At 66.5% G+C, this 26,274-nt stretch carries 26 protein-coding genes and 1 riboswitch; of the genes, 15 read left to right on the top strand and 11 right to left on the bottom strand.

Features of this window, described 5'->3' with window-relative positions; all coding sequences use genetic code 11:
• Positions 1-103: 103 nt before the first annotated feature.
• The 8 genes from rpe (at position 104) to gcvP (ending at position 8,374) form a co-directional block, all read left to right on the top strand.
• Positions 104-799: a ribulose-phosphate 3-epimerase gene (gene rpe, locus JHW45_RS02870; RefSeq protein ID WP_272859459.1), complete on the top strand. Its 696-nt coding sequence runs from the start codon at positions 104-106 to the stop codon at positions 797-799.
• 101 nt (positions 800-900) lie between these two features.
• On the top strand, positions 901-1,680 hold the full coding sequence (locus JHW45_RS02865) for an SDR family oxidoreductase (RefSeq protein ID WP_272859458.1): 780 nt from the start codon (positions 901-903) through the stop codon (positions 1,678-1,680).
• On the top strand, positions 1,680-2,276 hold the full coding sequence (locus JHW45_RS02860) for a histidine phosphatase family protein (RefSeq protein ID WP_272859457.1): 597 nt from the start codon (positions 1,680-1,682) through the stop codon (positions 2,274-2,276). The genes JHW45_RS02865 and JHW45_RS02860 overlap by 1 nt, the downstream gene beginning before the upstream one ends.
• 36 nt (positions 2,277-2,312) lie before the next feature.
• Positions 2,313-3,392 carry an ABC transporter ATP-binding protein gene (locus JHW45_RS02855; protein ID WP_272859456.1) on the top strand — a complete coding sequence of 360 codons (1,080 nt, stop codon included), beginning with the start codon at positions 2,313-2,315 and terminating at the stop codon, positions 3,390-3,392.
• A 113-nt stretch (positions 3,393-3,505) separates the two neighbouring features.
• Positions 3,506-3,595: riboswitch (glycine riboswitch) on the top strand.
• A 144-nt stretch (positions 3,596-3,739) separates the two neighbouring features.
• Positions 3,740-4,864: a glycine cleavage system aminomethyltransferase GcvT gene (gene gcvT, locus JHW45_RS02850; RefSeq protein WP_272859455.1), complete on the top strand. Its 1,125-nt coding sequence runs from the start codon at positions 3,740-3,742 to the stop codon at positions 4,862-4,864.
• Positions 4,865-4,875: 11 nt separating this feature from the next.
• Positions 4,876-5,232, top strand: a complete 357-nt coding sequence (gene gcvH / locus JHW45_RS02845) for a glycine cleavage system protein GcvH (protein ID WP_272860515.1) — start codon at positions 4,876-4,878, stop codon at positions 5,230-5,232.
• 89 nt (positions 5,233-5,321) lie between these two features.
• Entirely contained in the window at positions 5,322-5,483 is a 162-nt protein-coding gene (locus JHW45_RS02840; RefSeq protein WP_272859454.1) for a VOC family protein, read from the top strand.
• 50 nt (positions 5,484-5,533) lie between these two features.
• Complete coding sequence (gcvP, locus tag JHW45_RS02835) at positions 5,534-8,374, top strand: aminomethyl-transferring glycine dehydrogenase (RefSeq protein ID WP_272859453.1); 2,841 nt, start codon at positions 5,534-5,536, stop codon at positions 8,372-8,374.
• Between the two features lie 103 nt (positions 8,375-8,477).
• Here the strand turns inward: gcvP and argC are convergent, their stop codons facing one another.
• The 11 genes from argC to JHW45_RS02780 form a co-directional block, all read right to left on the bottom strand.
• Positions 8,478-9,395 (bottom strand): N-acetyl-gamma-glutamyl-phosphate reductase, encoded by a 918-nt coding sequence (gene argC, locus JHW45_RS02830; protein WP_272859452.1) that lies wholly within the window; start codon positions 9,393-9,395, stop codon positions 8,478-8,480.
• 70 nt (positions 9,396-9,465) lie between these two features.
• Positions 9,466-9,795, bottom strand: coding sequence for a DUF779 domain-containing protein (locus JHW45_RS02825; RefSeq protein WP_272859451.1), 330 nt, complete (start codon positions 9,793-9,795; stop codon positions 9,466-9,468).
• The gene (locus JHW45_RS02820) at positions 9,792-10,850 is read right to left on the bottom strand and encodes a DNA topoisomerase IB (protein WP_272859450.1); all 1,059 of its coding nucleotides are present in this window, start codon (positions 10,848-10,850) and stop codon (positions 9,792-9,794) included. The genes JHW45_RS02825 and JHW45_RS02820 overlap by 4 nt, the downstream gene beginning before the upstream one ends.
• Before the next feature lie 105 nt (positions 10,851-10,955).
• Positions 10,956-12,482: an aldehyde dehydrogenase gene (adh, locus tag JHW45_RS02815; protein WP_272859449.1), complete on the bottom strand. Its 1,527-nt coding sequence runs from the start codon at positions 12,480-12,482 to the stop codon at positions 10,956-10,958.
• Positions 12,483-12,599: 117 nt separating this feature from the next.
• Entirely contained in the window at positions 12,600-13,571 is a 972-nt protein-coding gene (locus tag JHW45_RS02810; RefSeq protein WP_272859448.1) for a GAF domain-containing protein, read from the bottom strand.
• Positions 13,572-13,654: 83 nt separating this feature from the next.
• A complete protein-coding gene (locus JHW45_RS02805; protein ID WP_272859447.1) occupies positions 13,655-14,893 on the bottom strand; it encodes an ABC transporter ATP-binding protein in 1,239 nt (412 codons plus the stop codon).
• 24 nt (positions 14,894-14,917) lie between these two features.
• On the bottom strand, positions 14,918-16,462 hold the full coding sequence (locus tag JHW45_RS02800) for an alpha-amylase family glycosyl hydrolase (RefSeq protein WP_272859446.1): 1,545 nt from the start codon (positions 16,460-16,462) through the stop codon (positions 14,918-14,920).
• Positions 16,455-17,588 (bottom strand): carbohydrate ABC transporter permease, encoded by a 1,134-nt coding sequence (locus tag JHW45_RS02795; RefSeq protein ID WP_272859445.1) that lies wholly within the window; start codon positions 17,586-17,588, stop codon positions 16,455-16,457. Before JHW45_RS02795 ends, JHW45_RS02800 begins: the two co-directional genes overlap by 8 nt.
• Positions 17,588-18,583 (bottom strand): carbohydrate ABC transporter permease, encoded by a 996-nt coding sequence (locus JHW45_RS02790; protein ID WP_272859444.1) that lies wholly within the window; start codon positions 18,581-18,583, stop codon positions 17,588-17,590. The genes JHW45_RS02795 and JHW45_RS02790 overlap by 1 nt, the downstream gene beginning before the upstream one ends.
• A gap of 72 nt (positions 18,584-18,655) precedes the next feature.
• The gene (locus JHW45_RS02785) at positions 18,656-20,011 is read right to left on the bottom strand and encodes an ABC transporter substrate-binding protein (protein WP_272859443.1); all 1,356 of its coding nucleotides are present in this window, start codon (positions 20,009-20,011) and stop codon (positions 18,656-18,658) included.
• Between the two features lie 60 nt (positions 20,012-20,071).
• A complete protein-coding gene (locus JHW45_RS02780) occupies positions 20,072-21,130 on the bottom strand; it encodes a quinoprotein relay system zinc metallohydrolase 2 (protein ID WP_272859442.1) in 1,059 nt (352 codons plus the stop codon).
• Between the two features lie 146 nt (positions 21,131-21,276).
• On the opposite strand from JHW45_RS02780, the gene pqqA reads away from it, so the two are divergent.
• The 7 genes from pqqA to JHW45_RS02745 all read left to right on the top strand — a co-directional run bounded on the left by pqqA (position 21,277) and on the right by JHW45_RS02745 (position 26,267).
• The gene (gene pqqA, locus JHW45_RS02775; RefSeq protein ID WP_076522366.1) at positions 21,277-21,369 is read left to right on the top strand and encodes a pyrroloquinoline quinone precursor peptide PqqA; all 93 of its coding nucleotides are present in this window, start codon (positions 21,277-21,279) and stop codon (positions 21,367-21,369) included.
• Positions 21,370-21,442: 73 nt separating this feature from the next.
• Positions 21,443-22,324 (top strand): pyrroloquinoline quinone biosynthesis protein PqqB, encoded by an 882-nt coding sequence (gene pqqB, locus JHW45_RS02770; protein WP_272859441.1) that lies wholly within the window; start codon positions 21,443-21,445, stop codon positions 22,322-22,324.
• Complete coding sequence (pqqC, locus tag JHW45_RS02765) at positions 22,321-23,070, top strand: pyrroloquinoline-quinone synthase PqqC (protein WP_272859440.1); 750 nt, start codon at positions 22,321-22,323, stop codon at positions 23,068-23,070. The genes pqqB and pqqC overlap by 4 nt, the downstream gene beginning before the upstream one ends.
• The gene (pqqD, locus tag JHW45_RS02760) at positions 23,070-23,363 is read left to right on the top strand and encodes a pyrroloquinoline quinone biosynthesis peptide chaperone PqqD (protein WP_272859439.1); all 294 of its coding nucleotides are present in this window, start codon (positions 23,070-23,072) and stop codon (positions 23,361-23,363) included. Before pqqC ends, pqqD begins: the two co-directional genes overlap by 1 nt.
• The gene (gene pqqE, locus JHW45_RS02755) at positions 23,360-24,493 is read left to right on the top strand and encodes a pyrroloquinoline quinone biosynthesis protein PqqE (RefSeq protein WP_272859438.1); all 1,134 of its coding nucleotides are present in this window, start codon (positions 23,360-23,362) and stop codon (positions 24,491-24,493) included. The genes pqqD and pqqE overlap by 4 nt, the downstream gene beginning before the upstream one ends.
• Before the next feature lie 4 nt (positions 24,494-24,497).
• Positions 24,498-25,271 carry a quinoprotein dehydrogenase-associated SoxYZ-like carrier gene (locus JHW45_RS02750; RefSeq protein ID WP_272859437.1) on the top strand — a complete coding sequence of 258 codons (774 nt, stop codon included), beginning with the start codon at positions 24,498-24,500 and terminating at the stop codon, positions 25,269-25,271.
• A 198-nt stretch (positions 25,272-25,469) separates the two neighbouring features.
• On the top strand, positions 25,470-26,267 hold the full coding sequence (locus tag JHW45_RS02745; RefSeq protein WP_272859436.1) for an outer membrane protein: 798 nt from the start codon (positions 25,470-25,472) through the stop codon (positions 26,265-26,267).
• Positions 26,268-26,274 lie beyond the last annotated feature (7 nt).

Genomic DNA, 26,274 nt, shown 5'->3' with positions numbered 1-26,274 from the left:
TTGCGGAACGGGACCGTCAGCTGTGGCGCGTTCGGCAGGCCGGACTTGACGCCGGGCCGCGATCCGGGCAGCAGACACAGAACCGCGCTTCGGGGATCACGCCATGACAGACGACCGCAAGATCAGGATCGCCCCGTCGATCCTGTCCGCCGATTTCGCCAATTTCGGCGCCGAGATCCGCGCCATTCAGGACCAGGGGGCGGACTGGGTCCATGTCGACGTGATGGACGGGCATTTCGTGCCGAACCTGACCTTCGGCCCCCCCGCCGTGCAGGCGTTCAGGCCGCATGTCTCCACCTTCATGGACGTGCATCTGATGATCGCCCCGGTCGATCCGCATATCGAAGCCTATGCGCGCGCCGGGGCCGACATGATCACCGCCCATGTCGAGGCCGGTCCGCACCCGCATCGCACCTTGCAGGCGATCCGTGCCGCGGGCGCCAAGGCGGGCATCGCGATGAACCCCGGCACTCCGCCCGAGGCTGTCGAATACCTGCTGGATCTGTGCGACATGGTTCTGGTCATGACGGTCAATCCCGGCTTTGGCGGCCAGAAATTCATCCACGGACAGGTGGACAAGATCGCGCGGCTGCGCGGCATGATCGGCGACCGGCCGATTCTTGTTCAGGTCGATGGCGGGATCGACCCGGCAACGGCACCCATCGTCGCACAGGCCGGCGCGGACGTTCTGGTTGCGGGATCTGCGGTCTTCAAGGGCGGCTCGGTCGACCAGCCGCAGATCTATGGCGACAACATCCGCGCGATCCGCGACGCAGCCACCGCTGCAATCCGGCGCTGAGGCACCTGCCGGGGAACGTCCGGCGCGGCAGACGGCACCGCCGGGTTTGACATTGCCGGACACAAGCGGTTCCTTGCATCTGCAACACAGGAGAGCACGGGATGGATCTGGGTATCAGGGGCAGGCGAGGTCTGGTCTGCGCGGCATCGAAAGGGCTGGGGCGCGGCTGTGCCGAGGCGCTGGCCGCGGCGGGCGTCGATCTGGTCATCAACAGCCGGACCGAGTCCGAGATCGCGCAGACGGCACAGCAGATCGCCGACCGTCACGGCGTCCGCGTGACCCCTGTCGCAGCCGATATCACCACCGACGAAGGCCGGGCCAAGGTGCTGGCGCAGGTCGATCAGGCCGATATCCTGGTCACCAATGCCGGCGGCCCGCCGCCCGGCACCTGGACCGACTGGAACCGCGACGATTTCATTCGGGCCATCGACGCGAACATGCTGTCGGCCATCGCGCTGATGCAGGCGCTGGTGCCCGGGATGATGGACCGTGGCTGGGGCCGGGTCGTGAACATCACCTCGCAGTCGGTGCGCTCGCCCATCGCGGTGCTGGGGCTGTCGAACACCGCGCGCGCCGGGCTGACGGGTTTCGTCGCCGGCATGGCGCGGCAGGTCGCGGGGGACGGGGTCTGCGTGAACAACATCCTGCCCGGCATCCACGCGACCGACCGCGCCGACAGCTTGGACAAGGCGGTGTCGCAGCAGCAGGGAATCGGCATGGAGGAGGCGCGCCGCCAGCGTCAGTCGGGCATTCCCACCGGAACCTATGGCCAGCCCGAGGATTTCGGCGCGACCTGCGCCTTTCTGTGCAGCGAACATGCCAAGTTCATCGTCGGCCAGAACATCCTGCTGGACGGAGGGGCGCTGAACGTCACGATCTGATGGCCGTGCTGCGCTATCTCAGCCATCCGCAGGTGCGGATCCAGCCGGATGTGCCTGTGCCGGACTGGTCGCTGTCGGATCAGGGCCGGGCGCGCATGCAGGCCGTGGCCGCGGCACCCTGGCTGGCGCGGACCACGCGCATCGTCAGCAGCGGCGAGACCAAGGCCCGGCAAACGGCCGCGATCCTTGGCGCCGCGATCAACCTTCAGCCGCAGGCGGACTGGCAGCTGAACGAAATCGACCGCAGCGCCACCGGCTATGTCCCCCATGACCGACACGAGGCGCTGGCCGATGCGTTTTTCGCCCATCCCGATCTCAGCATCGAGGGGTGGGAGCGGGCGAGCGATGTCGCCGCGCGCGGTATGGCCGCGCTGCGCCGCCATTTGGCCGCGCAGGATCGGGGCGATCTGCTGCTGGTGGGACATGGCGGCATCGGCACGATGATCTGGTGCGCGCTGGCCGGATTGACGCCTGATCGGCGACACGATCAGCCGGCGGGCGGCGGCGCGGTCTGGGCGGTGCGGCTGCCCGATCTTGCCCCTGAACACGGCTGGCGGCGGGCCGAGGCGGTTGATGGCGGCGCGGGGCGCTGCTAGGGCAGGCGAAACCCAAGTGAAAGAATCGGCCAAGCCGTGACAAGCCCGCCCCGACTTGAGGTCCAGAACCTGACACGCAGCTTCGACGGCCGGTCCGTCGTCGAGGATGTGTCGTTCAGCGTCAGTGCCGGACAGGTCGCCTGCCTGCTTGGCCCGTCGGGCTGCGGCAAGTCCACGACGCTGCGGATCATCGCCGGGGTCGACATCCAGGACAGCGGCAGCATCTTCGTCGATGGCAGGCTGGTCTGCGACACCGTCTTCCGCGTCCCGCCCGAACGTCGCGCGATCGGTCTGATGTTTCAGGACTTCGCGCTGTTTCCGCATCTTCCGGTCAGCGAAAACGTCGCCTTCGGCCTGAAAGGCAACTTCCAGTCCAATCGCGGCCGGGTCTGCGAATTGCTGGAACGCGTGCACATGACCGAGCATCTCGACAGCTATCCGCACGAATTGTCGGGCGGCGAACAGCAGCGCGTCGCGCTGGCCCGCGCGCTGGCACCGCAGCCGCGTGTCCTGCTGATGGACGAGCCGTTCAGCGGGCTGGACGAACGGCTGCGCGACGGCATCCGCGACGAGACGCTGTCGCTGCTGAAGGAGGAAGGCACCGCCGTCCTGCTGGTCACGCACGAACCCGACGAGGCGATGCGGATGGCCGACCAGATCCTGCTGATGCGCGAGGGGCGGATCATGCAGCAAGGCGCCCCCTATAACCTGTATAACGCCCCTGTCGACCGGCAGGCGGCAGCATTTTTCAGCGATATCAACGTGCTGACCGGGCGGGTCAAGGGCGCGCTGACGGCGACGCCGTTCGGCGATTTCCTGACGCCGGGCGTCCCCGACGGCACCGAGGTCGAGATCGTCATCCGGCCGCAGCATCTGAAGATCGATTTCGACCGTGGCGGTCAGGGCCCCGCCCCGACCCCGGAAAACGGCAGTGCCGCGCTGGCCCGGGTCAGCCGCGCCCGCTATCTGGGCCGCGAATCGCTGATCGAATTTACCACGGACGAGGGCGGGATCGCCCTGAACGCCACGGTGCCGGGCGTGTTTCTGCCGCCTGCGGGGACGCCCATGTGGCTGATGCTGCGGCGCGACCGGGTGTTCGTTTTTCCGCGCCGCTGACCGCCGGTGCCCGCGCCGGCTGCCGTTCCCAAGCCGCGAACGATGCCTGCGGCGCGGACCGTCCGTCTGCGACAAAAGCCTTGCCTTGTTTCGTCGCTGCGGCTAGCTGTGATGGCAGGAATTCGGGAGAAGCTGGCCAGTCGCCGGTGCCGACGGAGCAACCGCCCCGGTAAACTCTCAGGCAAAAAGACCGTTTTCCGGCAAGACTCTGGAGAGTGACCGCCTACCGGTCCGCCGAAGGGATAACGATCTCAGGCGCCCCATCGGGCAAGGACAGAGGGGGCATCGTCACGCGGGCTGCGGCCTGCAAACCGATGCCGGATGTCCGGCACATCAAGGGAGGCCCCATGGCCCAGGATTTGCGCCGGACCGCGCTTTACGATGTGCATGTTTCCCGGGGCGCGCGCATGGTGCCCTTTGCAGGCTGGGAAATGCCTGTCCAGTATCCAATGGGCGTGATGGCCGAACATCTGCACACCCGCAGCCAGGCCGGGCTGTTCGATGTCGGCCATATGGGGCAGATCATCGTCCGGCCGCGCGACGGCGACATGCAGGCGGCGGCGCTGGCGCTGGAAACCCTGATCCCGGCCGATGTCGCCGGACTGGAAGAAGGGCGGCAGCGTTACGGCCTGTTCACCAATCCGCAGGGCGGCATCCTGGACGATCTGATGTTTGCCAATCGCGGCGATCATTTTCTTCTGGTCGTCAATGCCGGCTGCACCGCGCAGGACCTTGAACATCTGCAATCGCTGAGCGCGGTGCAGACGACGCTTGTGCAGGATCGCGGCCTGCTGGCGCTGCAAGGCCCCAAGGCCGCGGGCGTGCTGGAACGGCTCGTGCCGGGGGTCGGCGACATGCGGTTCATGGATTCGGCGATTTTCAAGCGGGACGGTGTCGAATACTGGATCTCGCGTTCAGGCTATACCGGCGAGGACGGGTTTGAAATCTCGGTTCCCGATGACCGTCTTGTCGTTTTCGCCGAGGATCTGCTGCGCGATGAGGCGGTCGCGCCGATCGGTCTGGGCGCGCGCGACAGCCTGCGGCTTGAGGCGGGGTTGCCGCTTTACGGCCATGACATGGATGACGGCGTGACGCCGGCGCAGGCGGGTCTTGGCTGGTCGATCCCCAAGCTGCGCCGGCCGGGCGGGGCGCGCGCGGGCGGGTTTCCGGGCGCGGACCGGGTGTTGCAGGAACTGGCCGACGGTCCCGCCGTCAAACGCCGCGGCTTGCGCCCCGAAGGCCGCGCCCCGATCCGCGAAGGCGTCGAGATCTTTACCCAAGCCAGCGGCGGCAGCGCCGTGGGCCGCGTCACCTCGGGCGGGTTCGGGCCGTCGGTGGGCGGACCCGTCGCGATGGCGCTTTTGCCCGCCAGCCTGACCGAGGGCCAGACGGTTCACGCCGAGTTGCGCGGCAAGCGGGTGCCGGTGACCGTCACCGCCCTGCCCTTCATCAAGCCTTCCTATAATCGCTGAGGACATCCATGCTGAAATACACCGAAGACCATGAATGGCTGAAGGCCGAGGGCGACGAGATCGTCGTGGGCATCACCGCACATGCCAGCGAACAGCTGGGCGATGTGGTGTTCATAGAACTGCCCGAGGAGGGTCGCGAGGTCGAGGCCGGCGAAGAGATCGTGGTGATCGAATCGGTCAAGGCAGCGTCGGACATCACCGCGCCGGTCGCGGGGGTGGTCACGGCGGTCAACAGCGATCTGGCGGACGCGCCCGGCGGCGTGAACGACGATCCGATGGCGGCATGGTTCTTTCGCCTCAAACCGTCCGACCCCGGCGCGATGGACGGTTTCATGGACGAAGCGGCCTACAAGAACCAGATCGGCTGAGCGATCCTTCTGCCGGGCCTGCCGGCCCGGCGATGGCCGGGGGCTTCGCGCCCCCGGACCCCCGCGAGGTATTTGGAAAGAGTGCGAGCATGACGGTCCTTCGCGTCGTTCCCGATGTGCCGGCCATCTCGGTCGAAGTGGACGATCTTGAGGCGGTGACGGCGCGGGTGGGCGATGCAGTCGTGCATGGACCCCTGACCGTGGGGCGTGCGGCGGATCGTTCTGCGCGACCCGAAAAGACAATCTTGTGAACGTGCTGTGCCATGACCGGCAGGGCCGAGGATAACGAAAGAAGGCGCGCATGACCCGCTGGAACCCGACCGGTTACAACCCCGACGATTTCGCCAACCGCCGCCATATCGGCCCCTCGCCCGCCGAGATGGCGGAGATGCTGAAGGTCGTCGGCGCCGACAGTCTTGACGCGCTGATCGACCAGACCGTGCCCAAGACGCTGCGTCAGGACACGCCGCTGGACTGGCCGGCGCTGTCCGAAGCGGCGCTGCTGGCGCGGATGGAACAGGTGGCGCGCAAGAACACGGTGATGACCAGCCTGATCGGACAGGGATATTACGGCACCTTCACGCCGCCCGCGATCCAGCGCAACATCCTTGAGAACCCGGCCTGGTACACGGCCTATACCCCCTATCAGCCCGAGATCGCGCAGGGCCGGCTGGAGGCGTTGCTGAATTTCCAGACCATGGTCGCCGATCTGACCGGGCTGCCGATCGCGAATGCCAGCCTGCTGGACGAGGCGACGGCCGCGGCCGAGGCGATGGCGATGGCGCACCGGCAGGCGAAATCCAAGGCCGAGGCGTTCTTCGTCGCCCACGATCTGCATCCCCAGACCATCGCGGTGATCGAGACGCGGGCCGCGCCCTTGGGTATTCGCATCGTCAAGGGCTCGGTCGACGATCTGAAGGCCGATGAGGTTTTCGGCGCGATCATGCAATATCCCGGCACCTATGGCCATATCCGCGATCTGACCGCCGAGATCGCGGCGCTGCACGAGGCACGGGCGCTGGCCATCGTCGCCACCGATCTGCTGGCGCTGTGCGTGCTGAAAGAGCCGGGGGCGATGGGCGCCGACATCGCCGTGGGATCGGCGCAACGCTTCGGCGTGCCGATGGGATATGGCGGCCCGCACGCCGCCTTCATCTCGTGCCGCGACGATCTGAAACGCGCCATGCCCGGCCGCATCGTCGGCGTCAGCGTCGATGCCAAGGGCAATCCGGCCTATCGGCTTGCGTTGCAGACGCGCGAACAGCATATCCGCCGCGAAAAGGCCACCAGCAATGTCTGCACAGCGCAGGCCCTGCTGGCTGTCATGGCGTCCTTCTATGCGGTGTTCCACGGCCCGGTCGGGCTGCGCGCCATCGCGCAGCGGGTGCATCTGCACGCCGTCACCATCGCCGATGCGCTGCGACAGGCGGGGGCCGAGGTCGCGCCGGATTCCTTCTTTGACACGATCACCGTCCGGGTGGGAGTCGGTCAGGCGGGGATTCTGGCTGCGGCCGAACAGCGCGGGATCAACCTGCGCCGCGTCGGCCGCGACCGGGTCGGGATCAGCGTCGATGAAACCACCGATGCGGACGTGATCGCCCGCCTTCTGGATGCGTTCGGGATCGACCAGTCCGCCGCGCCGGCCGGATCGCCCGCCATTCCCGACGATCTTCTGCGCGACAGCGACTACCTGACCCACCCGGTCTTTCACATGAACCGGGCCGAGTCCGAGATGATGCGTTATATGCGGCGGCTGTCGGATCGCGATCTGGCGCTGGACCGGGCGATGATCCCGCTTGGGTCCTGCACGATGAAGCTGAACGCCGCGGCCGAGATGATGCCGATCACATGGCCGGAATTCGGCGCGCTGCATCCCTTTGCGCCGCGCCATCAGGCGGCCGGATATGCCGAGGCCATCGCCGATCTGGACGACAAGCTGTGCGAGATTACCGGCTATGACGCGTTCTCGATGCAGCCCAACAGCGGCGCGCAGGGCGAATATGCCGGCCTGCTGACCATTCAGGCCTATCACCGGGCCAATGGCGACGATCAGCGCGATATCTGCCTGATCCCGATGTCGGCGCATGGCACCAACCCCGCCAGCGCGCAGATGTGCGGGATGAAGGTGGTGGTGGTCAAATCGGCGCCGAACGGCGATATCGATGTCGAGGATTTCACCGACAAGGCGGCCAGGGCCGGCGACCGGCTGGCGGCGGTGATGATCACCTATCCCAGCACCCATGGCGTGTTCGAGGACACGGTGCGCGATGTCTGCCGGATCACGCATGAACATGGCGGCCAGGTCTATATCGACGGCGCGAACATGAACGCGCTGGTCGGGCTGGTCAAACCGGCCGAGATCGGCGGCGATGTCAGCCACCTGAACCTGCACAAGACCTTCGCGATCCCCCATGGCGGCGGCGGCCCGGGCATGGGGCCGATCGGCGTCAAGGCGCATCTGGCGCCGTTCCTTCCGGGCGATCCGCGCGAGGACGCCAGCGGCGCGGTCAGCGCCGCGCCCTATGGCAGCGCGTCGATCCTGCTGATTTCATGGGCCTATTGCCTGATGATGGGCGGCGACGGGCTGACCCAGGCCACCCGCGTCGCGATCCTGAACGCGAACTATATCGCCTCGCGCCTGTCGAGGGCCTATCCGGTCCTGTTCATGGGCAATCGCGGACGGGTGGCGCATGAATGCATCCTTGATACGCGGCCCTTTGCCGAACATGGCGTGACCGTGGACGACATCGCCAAGCGCCTGATCGACAACGGCTTTCACGCGCCCACGATGAGTTGGCCCGTCTCGGGCACGCTGATGGTCGAGCCGACGGAAAGCGAGACCAAGGCCGAGATCGACCGGTTCGTGTCCGCCATGCTGTCGATCCGGGACGAGATCACCGATGTCGCCGAAGCCCGCATCGCCGCCGAGGACAGCCCGCTGCGCCGCGCGCCCCACACGGTCGAGGATCTGATCGCGGAGTGGAATCGCCCCTATACGCGCGAGCAGGGGTGTTTCCCGGCAGGATCGTTCCGGGTGGACAAGTACTGGCCGCCGGTCGGGCGCGTGGACAACGTCTTTGGCGACCGCAACTTGGTCTGCACCTGCCCGCCATTGCAGGATTACGCCGAGGCCGCCGAATAGGCCGGCTTCGGCCCTGCCGCACGACCGGCGCGGGGGACTGAACGCCGCCCCCGCGCCCGCGTGTTCCTGTCGGCAAAGTTGACGCGGCCAGCCGGACCGGCCGTCACAGACCCTCGGTCTCGTCCATGTCCAGCATGATGTTGAGGTTCTGGACCGCCGCGCCCGACGCGCCCTTGCCCAGATTGTCCAGCACCGCCACGACCGTGCAGCAGCCGTTATCGTCGTCGCCATGCACGCTGATCTGCATCAGGTTCGTTCCGTTCAGCGCGGTCGGCACGACGCGCGCGCCGATCTGATCGGCGGGCACGACGCGCACGAAATGCTGGCCGGTGTAATGATCCGACAGCGCCTCGAACAGCGCCTTCACGGTCCGGTCGTCATCCAGATGCAGCGGCACCTGCACCGCCATGCCCTGGGCGAAATTGCCGACCGAGGGGGCAAAGACCGGCTGGATCAGCAGCCCCGCATGGGCCATGATTTCCGGAATGTGCTTGTGGCGCTGGTTCAACCCATAGACGAAATGCGCGGGCGCGCCGCCATCCTCGTATTCTGCGACCAGGGCCTTGCCGCCGCCGGTAAAGCCGCTGACCGCGTTGATCGACAGCGCCGCATCCTCGTCGATCAGGCCGGCGGCGATCAGCGGCGCGATGATGGCGATCGAGCCGGTGGAATAGCAGCCGGGGTTGCTGACCAGACGCGCGCCGCGGATCTCGTCGCGGATCTGGTCGGACAGTTCGGGGAAACCATAGACCCAGTCATCGTCGACCCGGTGCGCGGTCGAGGCGTCGATCAGCCGCACATCCAGATCGGCGGCCAGGTCCACCGCCTCGCGCGCGGCATCGTCGGGCAGGCACAGGATGGCGATATCGGCGCTTTGGAACGCCTCGCGGCGGGCATCGGCATCCTTGCGCCGCGCGGGGTCGATCTGGATCAGGTCGATATCGTCGCGCGCGGCAAGACGTTCGCGGATCTGCAGTCCCGTCGTCCCCGCCTCGCCGTCGATGAAGATGCTGTATGCCATGACAAAACCCCTGCTGCGACGCGCCGCTTATAGGGCAAGACCCCGCGCATCACAATCGCGCGGGCGCCCCTCAGGCCGAGCAGATGTCCGACCGGGTCAGGAACCGTTTCTCGCGCCCGTTATCCAGGCTGAACATCCCGCCCCGGCCGGGCACGACGTCGATGATCAGATCGGTGTGTTTCCACGTCTCGTACTGGCTGGCCGAGATATAGAACGGCGCGCCGCCGATCTCGCCCAGCTTGACGTCACGGTCGCCGATCTTGAAGTCGTTCTGGGGATAGCACATCGGGCTGGACCCGTCGCAGCATCCGCCGGACTGGTGGAACAGGACCGGGCCGTGATCGGCCACGATTTCGTCGATCAGTTGCAGCGCCTCGGGCGTGGCTGTCACGCGACTCATGTCTTCAACCTCCGTTTCAGGAACCGCAGAACCTGCCTTTCCTCGGGGCGCAGGCCCGGCTTTTTCAGATTGTCCGCGATCTGCCCCTGCAATTCCAGCTTCAGGTCGCCCGACAGATAGGCGTCGATGATCTGCGGATGGACATAGCATTTGCGGCAGATGGCGGGCGTGTTGCCCAGATGCGCGGCGACATTCTCGATCGCCTCGCGGATATTGGCCTTGGCGGCGGCCTGACTGTCGGCGCGTTCGTATTCGGCCAGCGCCAGCGCGGCCAGCACCGTGCCGGTCCAGGTGCGGAAATCCTTTGCCGTCACGTCGCGCGCCGACACCCTGCGCAGATAATCGTTCACCTCGGTCGAAGTGACCTGCCGCCGTTCTCCGTCATCGTCCAGATACTGGAACAGATGCTGGCCGGGAATGTCCTGCACGGCGCGGACGATCCTTGCCACCCGGCGGTTGCGGATATCCAGATCCCATTCCTTGCCGCCCTTGCCCTTGAAGCGGAACCGCACCTCGCTGCCCTTCAGGCTGACATGGCGGCCGCGCAGAGTCGTCAACCCGTGGGACTTGTTTTCGCGCGCATAATCGCTGTTGCCGACCCGGATCATGGTGTTTTCCAGCAGCCACACGATGGTCGCCAGAACCTTTTCGGCGGGCAGCCCGCGCAGGCCCATGTCCCGATCGACCCGGGCGCGGATTCTGGGCAGGGCCGCGGCGAAATCCAGCATGTGATCGTATTTCGCACTGTCCCGGACCTCGCGGAAATCGGGGTGATAGCGATATTGCTTGCGCCCCCTGGCATCGCGGCCGGTCGCCTGGATGTGGCCGCGCGGGTCGGGACAGATCCAGACCTCGGTCCAGGCGGGCGGCACGGCCAGCGCGTTCAGACGCCTGCGTTCGGCCCGGTCGCGGATCGTCCGGCCCTGCGCGTCGCGATAGCTGAAACCGGTGCCGGCGCGGACGCGGGCAATCCCGGCCATGTCGTCGTTGACATAGACCAGACCCGCGCCGGTCGCGGCGTCTTCGGGATCGACGATCGGGTTATCCTTGGGCATGGGGACGTTCCGGCAGGGAAAGGACGGCGCGTCCCAACGCCGCAACCCCGCCGCGGGTTGCCGCAGACAGGACGGCCCCCGAAAGGGCCGCCCCGGTGTCGTGGATCAGAAGAAGCCCAGCTTCTTGGGGCTATAGCTGACCAGCATGTTCTTGGTCTGCTGACAATGGTCCAGCATCATCTTGTGGTTCTCGCGCCCGATGCCCGACTGCTTGTAGCCGCCGAACGCGGCGTGGGCCGGATAGGCGTGATAGCAGTTGGTCCAGACCCGCCCCGCCTTGATCGCGCGGCCAAAGCGATAGCAGGTGTTGGCCTCGCGCGACCAGACCCCGGCGCCAAGGCCGTAAAGCGTGTCGTTCGCGATCTCCAGCGCCTCGTCATCGTCCTTGAAGGTGGTCACGGACACGACCGGGCCGAAGATCTCTTCCTGAAAGACGCGCATCTTGTTGTTGCCTTTCAGGACCGTCGGCTCGACGTAGAAGCCGCTGGACAGCTCGCCCCCCAGATCGGCGGCCTTGCCCCCGGTCAGCACCTCGGCCCCTTCCTTGCGGCCGATGTCGAAATAGCTGAGGATCTTTTCCTGCTGCTCGCTGCTGGCCTGCGCGCCGATCATGGTGTTGCTGTCGCGCGGGTCGCCCTGCACGATGTCCTTCACCCGCTTCAGCGCGCGATCCATGAACCTGTCATAGATCGATTCGTGGATCAGCGCGCGCGACGGGCAGGTGCAGACCTCGCCCTGGTTCAGCGCGAACATCACGAAACCCTCGATCGCCTTGTCGAAGAAGTCGTCATCCTCGCGCGCGACGTCGGCGAAAAAGACATTGGGCGACTTGCCGCCCAGTTCCAGCGTCACCGGGATCAGGTTTTCGGACGCATATTGCATGATCAGCCGGCCGGTCGTCGTCTCGCCGGTAAAGGCGATCTTCGCGATGCGCGCGTTCGACGCCAGCGGCTTGCCGGCCTCAAGGCCGAACCCGTTGACGATGTTCAGCACCCCCGGCGGCAGCAGATCGCCGATCAGGTCGGCCAGCACCATGATGCTTGCCGGCGTCTGTTCGGCGGGCTTCAGCACGACGCAGTTGCCCGCAGCCAGCGCCGGGGCCAGTTTCCACGTCGCCATCAGCAGCGGAAAGTTCCACGGGATGATCTGCCCGACCACGCCCAGAGGTTCGTGAAAGTGATAGGCGACGGTGTCGTTGTCGATCTGCGAGATGCCGCCTTCCTGTCCGCGCAGCACGCCGGCGAAATAGCGGAAATGATCCACTGCCAGCGGCAGATCGGCCGCCATGGTCTCGCGGATCGGCTTGCCGTTGTCCCAGGTCTCGGCGGCGGCCAGCAGTTCCAGATTGGCCTCGATCCGGTCGGCGATCCGGTTCAGTGCATTCGACCGCTCGGCCGGGGATGCGGTGCCCCATTTGTCCTTGGCGGCGTGGGCGGCGTCCAGCGCGGCCTCGATATCCTCGGCTTCCGACCGCGCGATCTCTCCGATCTCGCCGCCGGTGATGGGCGTGGTGTTCATGAAATACTTGCCCGATTTCGGCGCCACCCATTTGCCGCCGATGAAGTTGTCATAGCGCTTGGCGAAGGGCATGACGCCCACGCCCTTGAATTCATGTGTCTGATCGTTCGGCATTCCGGATCTCCTCCTCTGATGATCCCCAGGATTGTGCGTCCTGGGGTCTGCACCCCAGCTTGGCGCAATGGGGATCGGTTTCAACGCCCCCCGGCGTTCAGGCGGCGCGCGACTGTCTCATCCCCGGGACGGTCGCGAGGTCTTTTCGCCCAGCCCCAGACGGGCCATGCGGCGATACATGGTCGCGCGGCCGATCCCCAATGCCCGCGCCGCCGCCGAGACATTGCCACCCGCCCGCGCCAGCGCGCGTGCGACCGCCGCCCGTTCGGCCTTGTCGAAGCCGCGCAGATCGTCGTTGCGTCCCAGAAGATCGACCGCCGGGCGCGGCCGGATCGCGCCTTCGCGTTCCAGCCCCAGGGCGCGGCGCGCGGCGCGCGTGGCGCCGATGGTCAGATCGTCCTTGTCCACCGCCAGCAGCATCGCGGCACCCGCGCCGTCATCGGACGCGACCACGATCCGCGCATCGGGAAACGAGGCGCGGAAGAACACCGTCTCGATCGCGCGGGCGGTCTGAGCGACCTGCGCCGCAATCAGCCGGTTATAGCGTTCGGTCTGGTCGGCGCGGGCCGAACTGACATCCAGCGCCGCCAGAAGCCGCCCGTCCGGCCCCCAGATCGGCGCGTCCATGCAGGACATGCCGGTATTGCTGGTGCGGAAATGTTCGTCGCGGTGGATGGTGACCTGCCGCTCCTCGGCCAGGCAGGTGCCGATGCCGTTGGTGCCCTGCGCCGCCTCGGACCAGTCCATGCCCTGCCACAGGCCCCAGTCGCGGAACTGCGCGGCGTCGGCATCGCTGACGCGCTGATCCAGAACCACCCCGGCGGCATCGGTCAGCAGCACGTTGCAGCCCGACAGGCCGACGAGGGTGTAAAGCTGGTCCAGCTGCGGGGCGGCCACGTTCAGGAAATGCTCCATCGCCTGACGCCGCGCCGACAGCTCGGCCAGGGTCAGCCGTTCGGGCCGGCGCCTGTCGCCGGGGTCCAGCCCGTATTTCAGCATCGACCGCCGCCACGATGCGGCAAGGGCCGAGGTCGCCGAGTTCGATTGCGATTGCCGGGCCACCAGATCGGCGTGGCTGCGTTGCGTCATGATTCCTCCCCCGGCCAGGGAGTATAGCAGAAAGACCGCGCCGCGACCTGCCACTTTCGTCGCGGCCATCCGTCGGCTTGGCCTTAACGTGCCGGGCCTTCTGGCTTGATCAGCCCCTCGTCGATCCGGTCGTCGGGCGCGGCGTCGCCCGAGGGGATCGCGCCCGCGCCATGCGCACCGCCCATGCTGCCCGAGGGCGCGTTGCTGTGCGGCCGATACGGCGGCAGGTCCGCACCGTCGCGATACAGCAGCGAATTTCCCTTGTGGAACAGATGCAACGCGGCGGGGTCGGCAGTCAGCCGGACGGTCTTGCCGGTCCGGCCCGGATGGATGCCCGGCAGCTTGGCGATGACCGGCACGACATCCTGGTTGGTGCCGAAATACAGCAACGTCACCTCTCCCAACGCTTCGGTCAGATCGACCCGGCCCTGAAACAGCGCCTCGCCATCGGTCTCGCGCATGTCCTCGGGGCGAACGCCGACATTCACCTCGATCCCCTCATCCCCGGCGCGGGTGGGGATGGCAACCTGCGCCCGCCCGCCGCCGTCAAGGGTGACGGTGGTCATCTCGCCCACCTGCGCCACCCGGCCCGGCAGCAGGTTCATCGCCGGGCTGCCGATGAACTGCGCGACGAATTCGTTGACCGGGCGCGCATACAGTTCCAGCGGCGCGCCGGTCTGCGCGATGCCGCCGCCGGCCAGCACCACGATCCGGTCGGCCAGCGTCATCGCCTCGGTCTGATCGTGGGTCACATAGATCATCGTGCGGTCGGGCATCGACGCCTTCAGCTGCGCGATCTCGATCCGCGTGGCCACACGCAGGGCCGCGTCCAGGTTCGACAGCGGCTCGTCGAACAGATAGACCTTGGGGTCGCGCACGATGGCCCGGCCGATGGCCACGCGCTGACGCTGCCCGCCCGACAGCGCCTTGGGCAGCCGGTCCAGATAGGGGGTCAGTTGCAGCATGCTGGCCGCACGGTCGGTGGCCTGCCGGATCTGGTCCTTGGACTGGCCTGCGATCTTCAGCGCGAAGGCCATGTTGTCGCGCACCGTCATGTGCGGATACAGCGCATAGGACTGGAACACCATCGCGATGCCGCGCTGGCTGGGCGGGATGTCGTTCATCCGCTGCCCGTCGATCTCCAGCGTGCCGCCGGTGATCCGTTCCAGCCCCGCGATCATCCGCAACAGCGTGGACTTGCCGCAGCCCGAGGGACCGACGAACACGATGAATTCGCCCGACGCGATGGTCAGGTCGATACCGCCAAGGATCTGGACGTCGCCATAGGATTTCGCGATGTCGGTCAGTTTCAGATCGGCCATCGGCCCTGCCTTTCCCCTGGGGGGTCACCCCTCGATGATCTGGACCTGCCACGGCGCCAGACCGCCGCTTTCCCGGTCCGACAGATTGGCCTTTATCTGCAGGGTCTGCCAGTCGTCGGCGCGGGTGAACGACAGGACCGGCCCGTCGGCACGAATATCGGTCATCCGGCCCAGACGCAGGGCGCTGTGCTTGCGCCGCAGCCCGATCGCCCACCGGTAATGATGCAGGACCGACTGCGCGTCCGCCTCTTGCGCGACGACGGTGCGTTGCAGATGGGTGTGCGGCACCGGCAGCCACGGCTTGCTGGTCGAAAAGCCGCCATTCACGCCCATGTCCCAGACCATAGGCGTGCGGCAGCCGTCGCGACCCTTGTATTCGGGCCAGAATTCGATGCCATAGGGGTCGCGCAGATCCTCGTATTCCAGTTCGGCCTCGGGCAGGCCCAGCTCTTCGCCCTGATACAGACAGACCGAGCCGCGCAGGCACATCATCACCGTCGCATAGGCCTTGGCCGCCTGATCGGTCAGGTTCCAGCGCGTCACATGGCGCGCCACGTCGTGATTCGACAGCGCCCAGCACGGCCAGCTGTTGGGGGCCACCGCGTGCAGCTGGTCGAACACCTGCACGATGCGTTCGGCCGGCAGATCCTGGCCCGACAGGAAGTCGAAGACATACGACATCTGCATCCGTCCCGCGACGCCGGTATATTCCTCAAGCAGTTCCAGCGCACGTTCGCTGTCGCCGATCTCGCCGATGACGGCGGCGTCGTAACGGCGCAGCAGGCCCGCCAGCCGTTCCAGGAACGCGAGGTTCTCGGGCTGCGACTTGTCATAGCGGTGGCTTTGATGGTTGTAGGGATTGACCGCCGGGGCGATGTCGGCCTTGCGCTGAGCGGGCGGCAGCGGCGGGTTGTCGCGCAGCTGGCGGTCGTGGAAATAGAAATTGACCGTGTCCAGACGGAACCCGTCCACGCCCTTGTCCAGCCAGAATTCGGCAACCTCCATCAATTCCTGCTGAACGTCCTCGTTGTGAAAGTTCAGGTCCGGCTGCGAGACCAGGAAATTATGCAGGTAATACTGTTCGCGCCGTGCATCCCACTGCCACGCGCTGCCGCCGAAGATCGACAGCCAGTTGGTGGGCGGCGTGCCGTCGGGCTTGGGATCGGCCCAGACATACCAGTCGGCCCTGGCGTTGTCGCGGCTGGACCGGCTTTCGGCGAACCACGGATGCTGGTCCGATGTGTGCGACATCACCAGGTCGATCATCACCTTCAGCCCCAGATCGTGCGCGTGTTCGACCAGCCAGTCGAAATCCTCCATCGTGCCGAAGATCGGGTCGATGCCGCGATAATCGCTGACATCATAGCCGAAATCCTTCATCGGCGAGGTGAAGAAGGGCGAGATCCAGACCGCATCGACGCCCAGTGAGGCGACATAGGGCAGACGCTGCGCGATGCCGGCAAGATCGCCGATGCCCCTGCCGGTCGTGTCCTGAAAGCTGCGCGGATACACCTGATAGATAATTCCCCCCTTCCACCAGTCTGCCGTCTTCTGACTCAAATCAACCACCTTTCACGGATCCGGCCAGCAAGCCGCGGACCAGATATTTCTGCATTGCAAAGAACACGATCAGCGGCACCGCGATCGAGATGAAGGCCGATGTCGCCAGAATTTCCCACTCGCCGCCTTTCGAGCCCATCAGTTCGCGCAGCACGCCCGTCATCACCAGCTGTTCGCGCGTGTTGCCCAGAAACACCGTCGCCACCAGCAGATCGTTCCAGACCCACAGGAACTGGAAGATCGCGAAACTGGCCAGCGCCGGAAAGGACAGCGGCAGGATGATGCGGGTGAATATCTGGAACTCGGTCGCACCATCCACGCGCGCGCTTTCGATGACCTCGCGCGGCAGGCCGACCATGTAGTTGCGCAGCAGATAGACCGCAAGCGGCAGGCCGAACCCGGTATGCGCCAGCCAGATGCCCAGATAGCCCTTGCCGATGCCCAGATCGTTGTGCAGCCGCAACAGCGGGATCAGCGACACCTGCAACGGCACGACCAGCAGGCCCACGACCGCGGCGGTCAGGATCGCGCGGCCCGGAAATTCCATCCAGGCCAAGGCATAGGCCGCGAAGGCCGCGATCAGGATCGGGATCACCGTGGCCGGGATCGTCACCGTCAGCGTGTTCATGAAGGCCCGGCCCAACCCCTCGGCGGTCAGCACGCGGCGATAATTCGCGGTGGTGAAGTTCGGCGGCACCGTCGTGGTGGTAAAGATGCGTTCGCCGCGCCGCATGTCGAACGGAGTGGGCGATGTCAGGCGATAGGTGCCGTCCGCGTTGACGGTCAGATCCCAGCCATCCTCGATCTGCGTGGTCTGGCCGGGCTGGAACTGGCCCGGCTGGCGCGCACCCGTGCCCCAGGCGATCAATGTCTGCCCGTCTTCCAGCACGCTGCCCTCGATGACGTAAAGACCGTCCGTCAGGGTGGCGTCCTCGTCGGTGCCGGTGCGCACGAAGCCGGTCTGCTCGGTCCCCGAAAAGGACTGCCACCAGCCGCTGGAGGCGATCTGGTCGCGGTCGCGGAACGAGGACACGAACAGACCCAGTGTCGGCACCGTCCACAGCAGGACCAGCAGAAAGGCGGCGATATTCACCGCCCATGACAGCGACGATTTCCGGCCGGCCATGCCCTCCATCAGCGGACCTCGCGGCGGGCGTTGACGATGTTCCAGACCATGATCGGCGTGACCAGGATCATCAGCACGATGGCGATGGCCGAGCCGCGGCCGTAATCGGGGCTGCCGCGGAACATCCAGTCATACATCAGGTTCGCCAGAACCTGCGTGCCCCACTGGCCGTTGGTCATCACGAACACGATGTCGAACACCTTCAGCACGACGATGGTGATGGTGGTCCACACGACGGCGATGGTGCCCATGATCTGCGGCACCTTGATCTTCATGAAGACCTGCAGGGGCGAGGCACCGTCCAGAATGGCCGCTTCGATGGTTTCCTCGGGGATGCCGCGCAGGGCGGCGGACAGGATCACCATGGCGAACCCGGTCTGGATCCAGACCAGCACGATCATCAGGAAGAAATTGTTCCACGGGATCAGCGTCAGCCAGATCTGCGGCGCGCCGCCCAGCTTCGTCACGATCCAGTTCAGCAGGCCGATCTGGCTTTCGCCCGCGGCGCGGTATTCATAGATGAATTTCCAGATCACCCCCGCCCCGACAAAGGAAATCGCCATCGGCATGAAGATCAGCGACTTGCCGATATTGCCCCATTTGATGCGGTCGGTCAGCTGCGCGGCGATCAGCCCGAACAGCGTGGACAGCGCCGGCACCACCAGCAACCACAGCATGTTGTTGCGCATCGATTCGCGAAACTTGCCGTCGCCCAGAAGCCAGGCATAGTTCGCCCCGCCGACGAACCGGCTGCCATCCGCATCGTGCAGCGACCGCCAGAAGCTGTCGATCACCGGATAGACCAGATACAGACCCAGAAACAGCAGCGCCGGACCCAGAAACAGCCACGGCCGGATCTGGTTCGCCCTGCGGATATTGTCGCCGGCATGCGGCCCGCGCGGCGGCAGGATCGTGTCCAGCACGATGTTCGATCCCCAGAACCACGCCACGCAGGCAAAGACGCCGAACGCGATCGTGCCGGTCGCCAGCCAGAACAGTTCCATCCCTTGCCTCCCGGTTTTTCGGCGGCGCGGCGCGGGCGGCCGCGCCGCTGCGGTCTGATGCAAACGGGGACGCTACTTGATCGTGTCCCAGGTCTGCTGGATCTGGTCGGCCACCTGCTGCGCGGATTTGCCGCCGACGAAATCGACCATGCCGGTCCAGAACGCGCCCGCGCCGATGGCGCCGGGCATCAGGTCCGACCCGTCAAAGCGGAACGTCGTCGCGTCCAGCAGGATCTGGCCCATCTTCGTCAGGGTCTCGTCGGCATAGGCTTCGGTGTTGACGCCGGTATGCGGGGTCAGGAACCCCGACTGCGCCATCCAAAGCTCGTGCGCGGCGGGCGTCTTCAGGAAGTCCACAAAGGCCAGCGCCGCCGGATTGTCCGACAGCACCGAAAACAGCGTGCCGCCGCCCAGCACCGGCTGGCCCGCGCTGCCATCCGCCGGGGCGGGGAAATAGAAGAAATCCGCGTCCAGCCCGATCTCGGTCCCCTCGGGGAAGAATGAGGGGATGAAGCTGGCCTGGCGATGCATGTAGCAGGATGGCGGGCTGTCGAACAATCCGTTCGGGCTGTCGCGGAAATCGGTCGAGGCGACCGCCGCGCTGCCGCCCGACACGAAGTCGTCGTTTCTGGCGAACCAGCCGAATTCCTCGATCGCGGCGACCACCTTGGGGTCGTTGAACTTCAGCTCGTTCGTGGTCCAGGCGTCGTAATCCGCAGGCGTGTTCAGCCGCAGCATCAGATCCTCGACCCAATCGGTCGCGGGCCAGCCGGTCGCGCCGCCCGATCCCAGCCCGATGCACCACGGCGTTTCGCCATCCGCCGCGATCCGTTCGGTCAGCGCCTTCAGATCCTCATAGGTTTCGGGCGGCTCATAGCCCGCGTCCTCGAAATTTTCCGGCACATACCAGACAAGCGATTTCACGTCGGCCTTGTAGGGAAAGGCATAGACATGCTGCGCGCCGTCGGGACCGGCATAGGTGGCCAGCGCCGCCCAGCTTTCCCCGGCGGCATAGTTGTCCCTGATCCACTGGCCGGTCTCATCGCCCAGTTCGACCAGATGCCCCTTGCGGGCCAGATCGGCGGCCAGCCCCGGCTGCGGAAACACCGCCATGTCCGGGGGCGAGCCGGCCTCGCTGTCGATGACGATCTGCTGTTCGAAACTGTCGGACCCGGAATACTTGGCCGTGGCCCCGGTCAGATCCTCGAAATAGGGCAGGATCGAGGTGAACAGTTCCTGATCGGGCCCAAGCCACGGGCCCAAAATGGTGAAGGACTGGCCGTCCAGATCGCCATGAGCCGCCCTGAAATCCTCAAGGCTTTGCCAGTTGATGCGGTCGTCGCTGCCCGGCTCGATCACCATCTGCGCCTGCGCGATGCCGGCGGTCAGCGCGGCGATGGCCGCTGTGGTCAGAAATGCTGTCTTCACGTCTTCCTCCCCTTTTGTTGCCCTGTCGTTGCCGTTGTCGTTCGCGTCGGCCGACGCCGGCTATTGCCATTCAAGTTCCTTGTAGGCGGCGGTGGCGTCCCGCGCCACCGATGCGTCGAACGCATTCCATCCCGCCGCCATGTCCTGCATCGCATGGACGATCTCCGGCACCGCCTGCGACATCGGCTGCCCGGCAAGGATGCGGGCCCGCGTCGCGTGTTCAAGCGCCCTCAGGAACCGCGTCTGCGGTCCCACCGCCTCGGCCCAGGTCGCCGCGACCGGTCCGTGGCCGGGCACGATCCGGCGCGGCGCGGGATCGGGGGGCGTGTCCAGCCATTGCAGCCAGCCCGACAGCGACCCGTCCAGGATCGGCGTCAGCAGGCGAAAGATCAGATCGCCCGAAAACAGGGTCGCGCTGGCATGGTCGAACACCGTCAGGTCGCTGTCGGTATGGGCGGTGGGCGCTGCGGTCAGCGTCAGCCGGCGCGCGCCCAGATCGATCTCCAGCACATCGTCCACCGTGGCGTCGGGCAGGACGATCCCGGTGCCCAGCATCTGTTCGGGCGGAAACAGCGCGTCCATGCTGTCCAGATAACTGCCCGCCCGCAACTCCAGCGCCAGCGGCAGGGCGCGATGGCCGATGACCGTCGCGCCCGCCTCTTGGAAGACGGCGGTGCCGAGCACGTGGTCGGGATGGGCATGGGTCAGGATGACATGGCTGACGGGCTTGTCGGTCAGCCGCCGGATGGCCGCGTAAAGTTCCTGCCCCTGCGCGCGCGACACCCCGCTGTCGATCACGGCGACGGACGCCCCGCCGATCACCACGCCTAGATTCGCGATCCGCCCGTCGCCGCTGTCCTCAAGCTGCACGGGATCGCCCTGAAAGACGAACAGGCCCGGCGCGATCTTGTGCAACTCCAGCGCCGGCAGATCGTCCGTGGCCACGCAATCCGTGCCGCGGCCCGCCAGATCGTCATGCCGCGACAGCCATCCGGACGCGATCTGCCCGGCCCCGGATTCACATCCGGCGAGATCCGCCGCATAGCCCGCGGGCAGCAGGACGGGGGCGCATGTTCCGGCCGATCCGGCAAGGCAGGCGGTCAGGATCAGGTGAAACATGGTCGAATTGTCCCGATTTGCTGCCTTTGGAACGCAAAATCGCGTGACTGCGACCTTTGTCGAGTTGATTCATCCTGCCCGTCATCTACCATGAAATCCAGCCGCGAATTCCGCGGTCCCGATATGTTGCCCGAGGAGGAAACAGCATGGCATGGACGAAACCGACCCTCAAGGAAATCGCCTGCGGCATGGAAATCAACATGTACGCACCGGCCGAGGACGAGCCCGTCCTGTTCTGATCCACGAACGGAACGGATATCAGACTGGCCCTGTCCGACCGCGTCGGGCGGGGCCGTTTCGTCTGCACCCGACATGAGGATCATCATCCTGGGCGCCGCCGCCGGCGGGGGTCTGCCGCAATGGAACTGCGGATGCGCCAATTGCGACGCCGCCCGCGCCGGCCGGATTCCGTCGCTGAGCCAAAGCTCGGTCGCGGTCAGTGCGGATGGTGAGGATTGGGCGATCCTGAACGCCTCGCCCGACATCCGCACGCAGCTTGCCGCGACGCCGGCGCTGCATCCGTCCGGGCCACGCGAAATGCCCTTGCGCAGCGTTCTGGTCACGAATGGCGATATCGACCACGTGGCGGGGCTGCTGATATTGCGCGAAAGCCAGCCCTTCGATCTCTATGCGACCGCCGCCATCCATGACGCGCTGGCCGCCAATCCGATGCTGGCGGCGCTGCGCCCCGATCTGGTGGCGCGCCGGACCGTGGCCCTGGATCGGACCGTAACGCTGACACCCGGCCTGACGGCGACGCTGTTCGCGGTGCCGGGCAAGGTGCCGCTGTATCAGGAGGGAGAGACGGTCGAGACCGATCTTGTGGGCGAGACCACCGTCGGCGTCGAGTTGCGGACGGCGACGCGGCGCGCGCTGTATATCCCCGGCTGCGCCGCGATGCCCGACTGGCTGCGCGCGCGCATCGCGGGGGCGGACGCGCTGCTGTTCGACGGTACGCTGTGGACGGATGACGAGATGATCCGCATGGGTCTGGGCCGGAAGACCGGCCGCCGCATGGGTCACATGGCCGTCACCGACACGATGCCGGCGCTGGCCGATCTGGACACCGGGCGGCGCGTCTTCGTGCATCTGAACAATTCGAACCCGCTGACCGATCCCGCCAGCCCCCAGACCGCCCAGGCCACGGCGCAAGGCTGGCAGATCGCCCGCGACGGAATGGAGATCACGCTGTGAAGGACACCGACCACGGCCCCCAGTCACGCGACGCGTTCGAGGCGCGGCTGCGCGCCATCGGGGCCGAACGCTATCACGACCGGCATCCGTTCCACGCGCGCCTGCATGGCGGGCACTGCACCCCTGACGAGGTGCGCGCGTGGGTCATCAACCGCTGGATGTATCAGTCGCGCATCCCGATGAAGGACGCGGCGTTCATGTCGCGGGTCGAGGACCCGGATCTGCGCCGCGCCTGGCGCAAGCGGATCGAGGATCACGACGGCGGCGCGACCGAGGGCGGCGGGCTGCGCCGCTGGCTGGCGCTGGCCCGCGCGGTGGGGCTGGACCCGGATTACGTGGCCTCGGGCGCGGGAATCATGCCGGCCACGCGGTTCGCCGTGGACGCCTATGTGCGCTTCGTGCGCGACATGCCGCTGCTGGACGCGGTCGCGGCCAGCCTGACGGAACTGTTCGCGCCCAAGATCCACGCCGAGCGGATCGAGGGATTGCTGGCGCATTACGATTTCGCCGACGAGACCAGCCTCGCCTATTTCCGCAAGCGCCTGACCGAGGCGCCCGAGGACGTGGCCTTCGGCCTGAACCACGTGCTGACCCATGCCGACACGCGCGAGAAGCAGGATGCGGCGGCGGCGGCGCTGATCTTCAAGACCGATGTGTTATGGGCGCAGCTGGATGCGCTGTGGCACGGCTATGTCGAGGGGAACATCCCCCCCGGCGCCTGGCAGCCCGGTCAGGGGATGGCGTGATGGACCCGCTGATCGCGCCCGACGACATCCCCTATCTGCCGCGCGGCGTGCGGCTGCACAACGACCGCGTGCGCGGCATCCGCGTCCTGCAGGCCCCCGAACGCGCCATCCAGCTGGACCAGATCGGCGAGGCGATCCTGTCCGAACTGGACGGCGCGCGCAGCATGGCCGTCATCGCCCGCGACCTTGCCGCCCGCTATGACGCGCCTGCGGACCTGATCGCCGGCGATGTCCGCGATTTCCTGACCGGCCTGATCGAACGCCGCATGGTGTTTCTGAAGGAGCCAGCATGAAGGACCATATCCAACCCCGCGACATCGACGGCAACCCCGTCACGATCGGCCTGCCCATGGCGATGCTGGCCGAGATCACCCACCGCTGCCCGCTGGCCTGCCCCTATTGTTCCAACCCGGTCGATCTGACCCGCGCCGCGCAGGAACTGCCGGCCGAGGACTGGGCGCGGGTGTTCCGCGAGGCGGCCGATCTGGGCGTGTTGCAGGTCCACATCTCGGGCGGGGAACCCGGCGCGCGCCGCGATCTGGCGCAGATCGTGGGCTTCGCGCGCGAGGCGGGGCTTTACGTCAACCTCATCACCTCGGGCATCGGCACCACCCGGGACCGGCTTGACGAACTGGACCGCGCCGGCGTCGATCACGTGCAACTGTCCCTGCAAGGCATCCGCCCCGACATGGCCGACCGCATCAGCGGCCACAAGGGATCGTGGGACAAGAAGATGGACTTTGCGGCGTGGGTTACGGAAATCGGCTTTCCGCTGACCGTCAACGCGGTCGTGCATCGCCAGAACATGGACCGCCTGCCCGACATGATCGGGCTGGCCGAACGCCTTGGCGCGCGCCGGATCGAGGTCGCGACGGTGCAGTTCCACGGATGGGCGACCCTGAACCGCACTGCCCTGATGCCGACTCGCGAACAGGCGGCGGCCGCGCGCCGGATCGTCAACGACGCCCGCATCCGCCTGCGCGGGCGCATGGTCATCGACTATGTTCCAGCCGACCATCACGCCGTCTATCCCAAGGCCTGCATGGGGGGCTGGGGATCGACCGGGCTGAACGTCGCGCCGGACGGCACGGTGCTGCCCTGCCACGCCGCCGCCTCGATCCCGTGGATGCGGTTCGAGAACGTCGCACAGCGCAGCCTGTCCGACATCTGGCACCTGTCGGACAGCTTCAACGCGTTTCGCGGCACCGGCTGGATGGCCGAACCCTGCCGGTCATGCGACCGCAAGACCGTGGATTTCGGCGGCTGCCGCTGTCAGGCGATGGCCTTGGCCGGCGATGCGCGGGCCACCGACCCGGTCTGTTCGAAATCGCCCCTGCACGCGCAGGTGGTGGCGCGGGCCGAACAGGATGCGGCGTCCGACACCGCCGATCTGATCTATCGCCGCATGAAAAAGGGAGGATGAGGATATGAAGACATGGCTGACCGTCGCGCTTCTGCTGGCCTCGCCGGCGTTTGCGCAGGAAAACCCGATGCAGCCGTCCGAGATCTGGGACGATCTGCGCGACAGCGTCGTCGGGCTGGCGCAGGAGCCGCAAATCGACGCCGCGGCGCTGGATCTGGACGCGCCCGTGCGCGCCCATGATGCCGCATTCGTGCCGATCCGCCTGACGCAGGCGGCGGACGCGCCGCCGTTGAGCGACCTGATGCTGGTGATCGACCGGAACCCGGCCCCGGTCGCGGCGGAATACGCGTTCGGCGCGGCGCTGATGCCGCTGGATTTCGAGGTCCGCGTGCGCGTGGACGCCTATTCCGACGTGCGCGCGATCGGCACGCAGGCGGATGGCGGCAAGATCATGGCCGGGCGGTTCGTCAAGGCATCGGGCGGCTGTTCGGCCCCCGCCGGCAAGGACATGGCCGCAATCGAGGCCGCGAAGGGCGAGATGCGATGGAAGACCGGCGAACAGGACGGACGGACCATCGGCACGCTGATGATCCGCCACCCGATGTTTTCGGGGCTGCAACGCGATCAGGTGACGCTGCTGAACATCCCGGCCAATTTCATCGACCGGCTCGAGGTGCGGCAGGGCGACGAGATGCTGTTTTCCATGCAGGCCGGCATCTCGGTCAGCGAGGACCCGGTGTTCCGCTTTGCCTATCGGCCCAACGGCCAGCCGATCAGCGTCCACGCCGAAGATGTGGACGGGCTGGTCTGGGACCGCAGCTTCGCCGCCGGCGGATAGGCCATCGCGGGACCGTGCTGCAGGACGCCCGCAACTGTGGTAAAACTGTCTCAAGGCCCGCGTGTCGTTAAAGTCTTCGCCAGTCCGGGGGTTCGCCCGCGCGGCAGTTCCGCTATGATCGCCGCAGGTCTAAGTGGGATTCCGGCAGTCCCGCCCGCGTGGCGCGGCAGGGTCGCCGTCAGCAAGGAAGTTGAGAACATGTTCGCCAGGATGAGTTTTTGTGCCAGCACCGTCGCCCTGATCGCCGGCGCGGGTTCGGCCATGGCGGGCGGCTATATCGCCCCCGTCGCGGAAACCCCGGTGGTGCCGGTTGTCGCGGCGCCTGCGGCCGATACGGGCTGGGCCGGCGGCTATGCGGGTGTCGGTCTGGGCTATGTCTTTGGCGGCGACGATGAACTGGGTCTGGATGTCTTTGACGAGAATGATTATTACGCCGGCGATCCGGCCGATGCGCGCGCGATCGGCATCGACAATCTCAAGCTGTCCGGCGCCGTCGCCGATGTTCGCCTGGGCTATCGCTGGCAGCGCGACCGGCTGGTGTTCGGCCCCGAGCTGAGCATCGACGGCGGCTCGGTCGACGATTCGTGGAGCACCGAGGTCGAGAACCCCTTCCCGCTGCCGGGCGAGCCGCTGATGGACACCGCGACCATCGAATCGTCGATGAAATATTCGCTGAACCTGAACTTCAAGTCCGGCTATCTGGTGCGCCCTGACACGATGGTCTATGGCAGCGCCGGCGTCGTGCGCGGCAAGTTCGACTACACGCTGGCGTATAACGAGGATTCGGTCACGGAGGATTATTCGGCGACCGGCTACAGTGTCGGTTTCGGCGTGGAACGCAAGATTACCGACCGTCTTTCGGTGTTCGGGGAATACAATTACCGCAACTATGGCAAGACCGACGTGGTGTTCGATGGCGGCAGCGACGATCAGGTCGTGACCCGCGGCACGCCCGAACACAGCATCGTCAAGCTGGGCGTCAATTTCAGCTTCTGATCGCCTC

The organism is Paracoccus stylophorae (genome assembly GCF_028553765.1).
Lineage (GTDB): Bacteria > Pseudomonadota > Alphaproteobacteria > Rhodobacterales > Rhodobacteraceae > Paracoccus > Paracoccus stylophorae.
The sequence above is the reverse complement of the archived record's forward strand: the minus strand, read 5'-3'. Positions and strand labels throughout refer to the sequence as shown.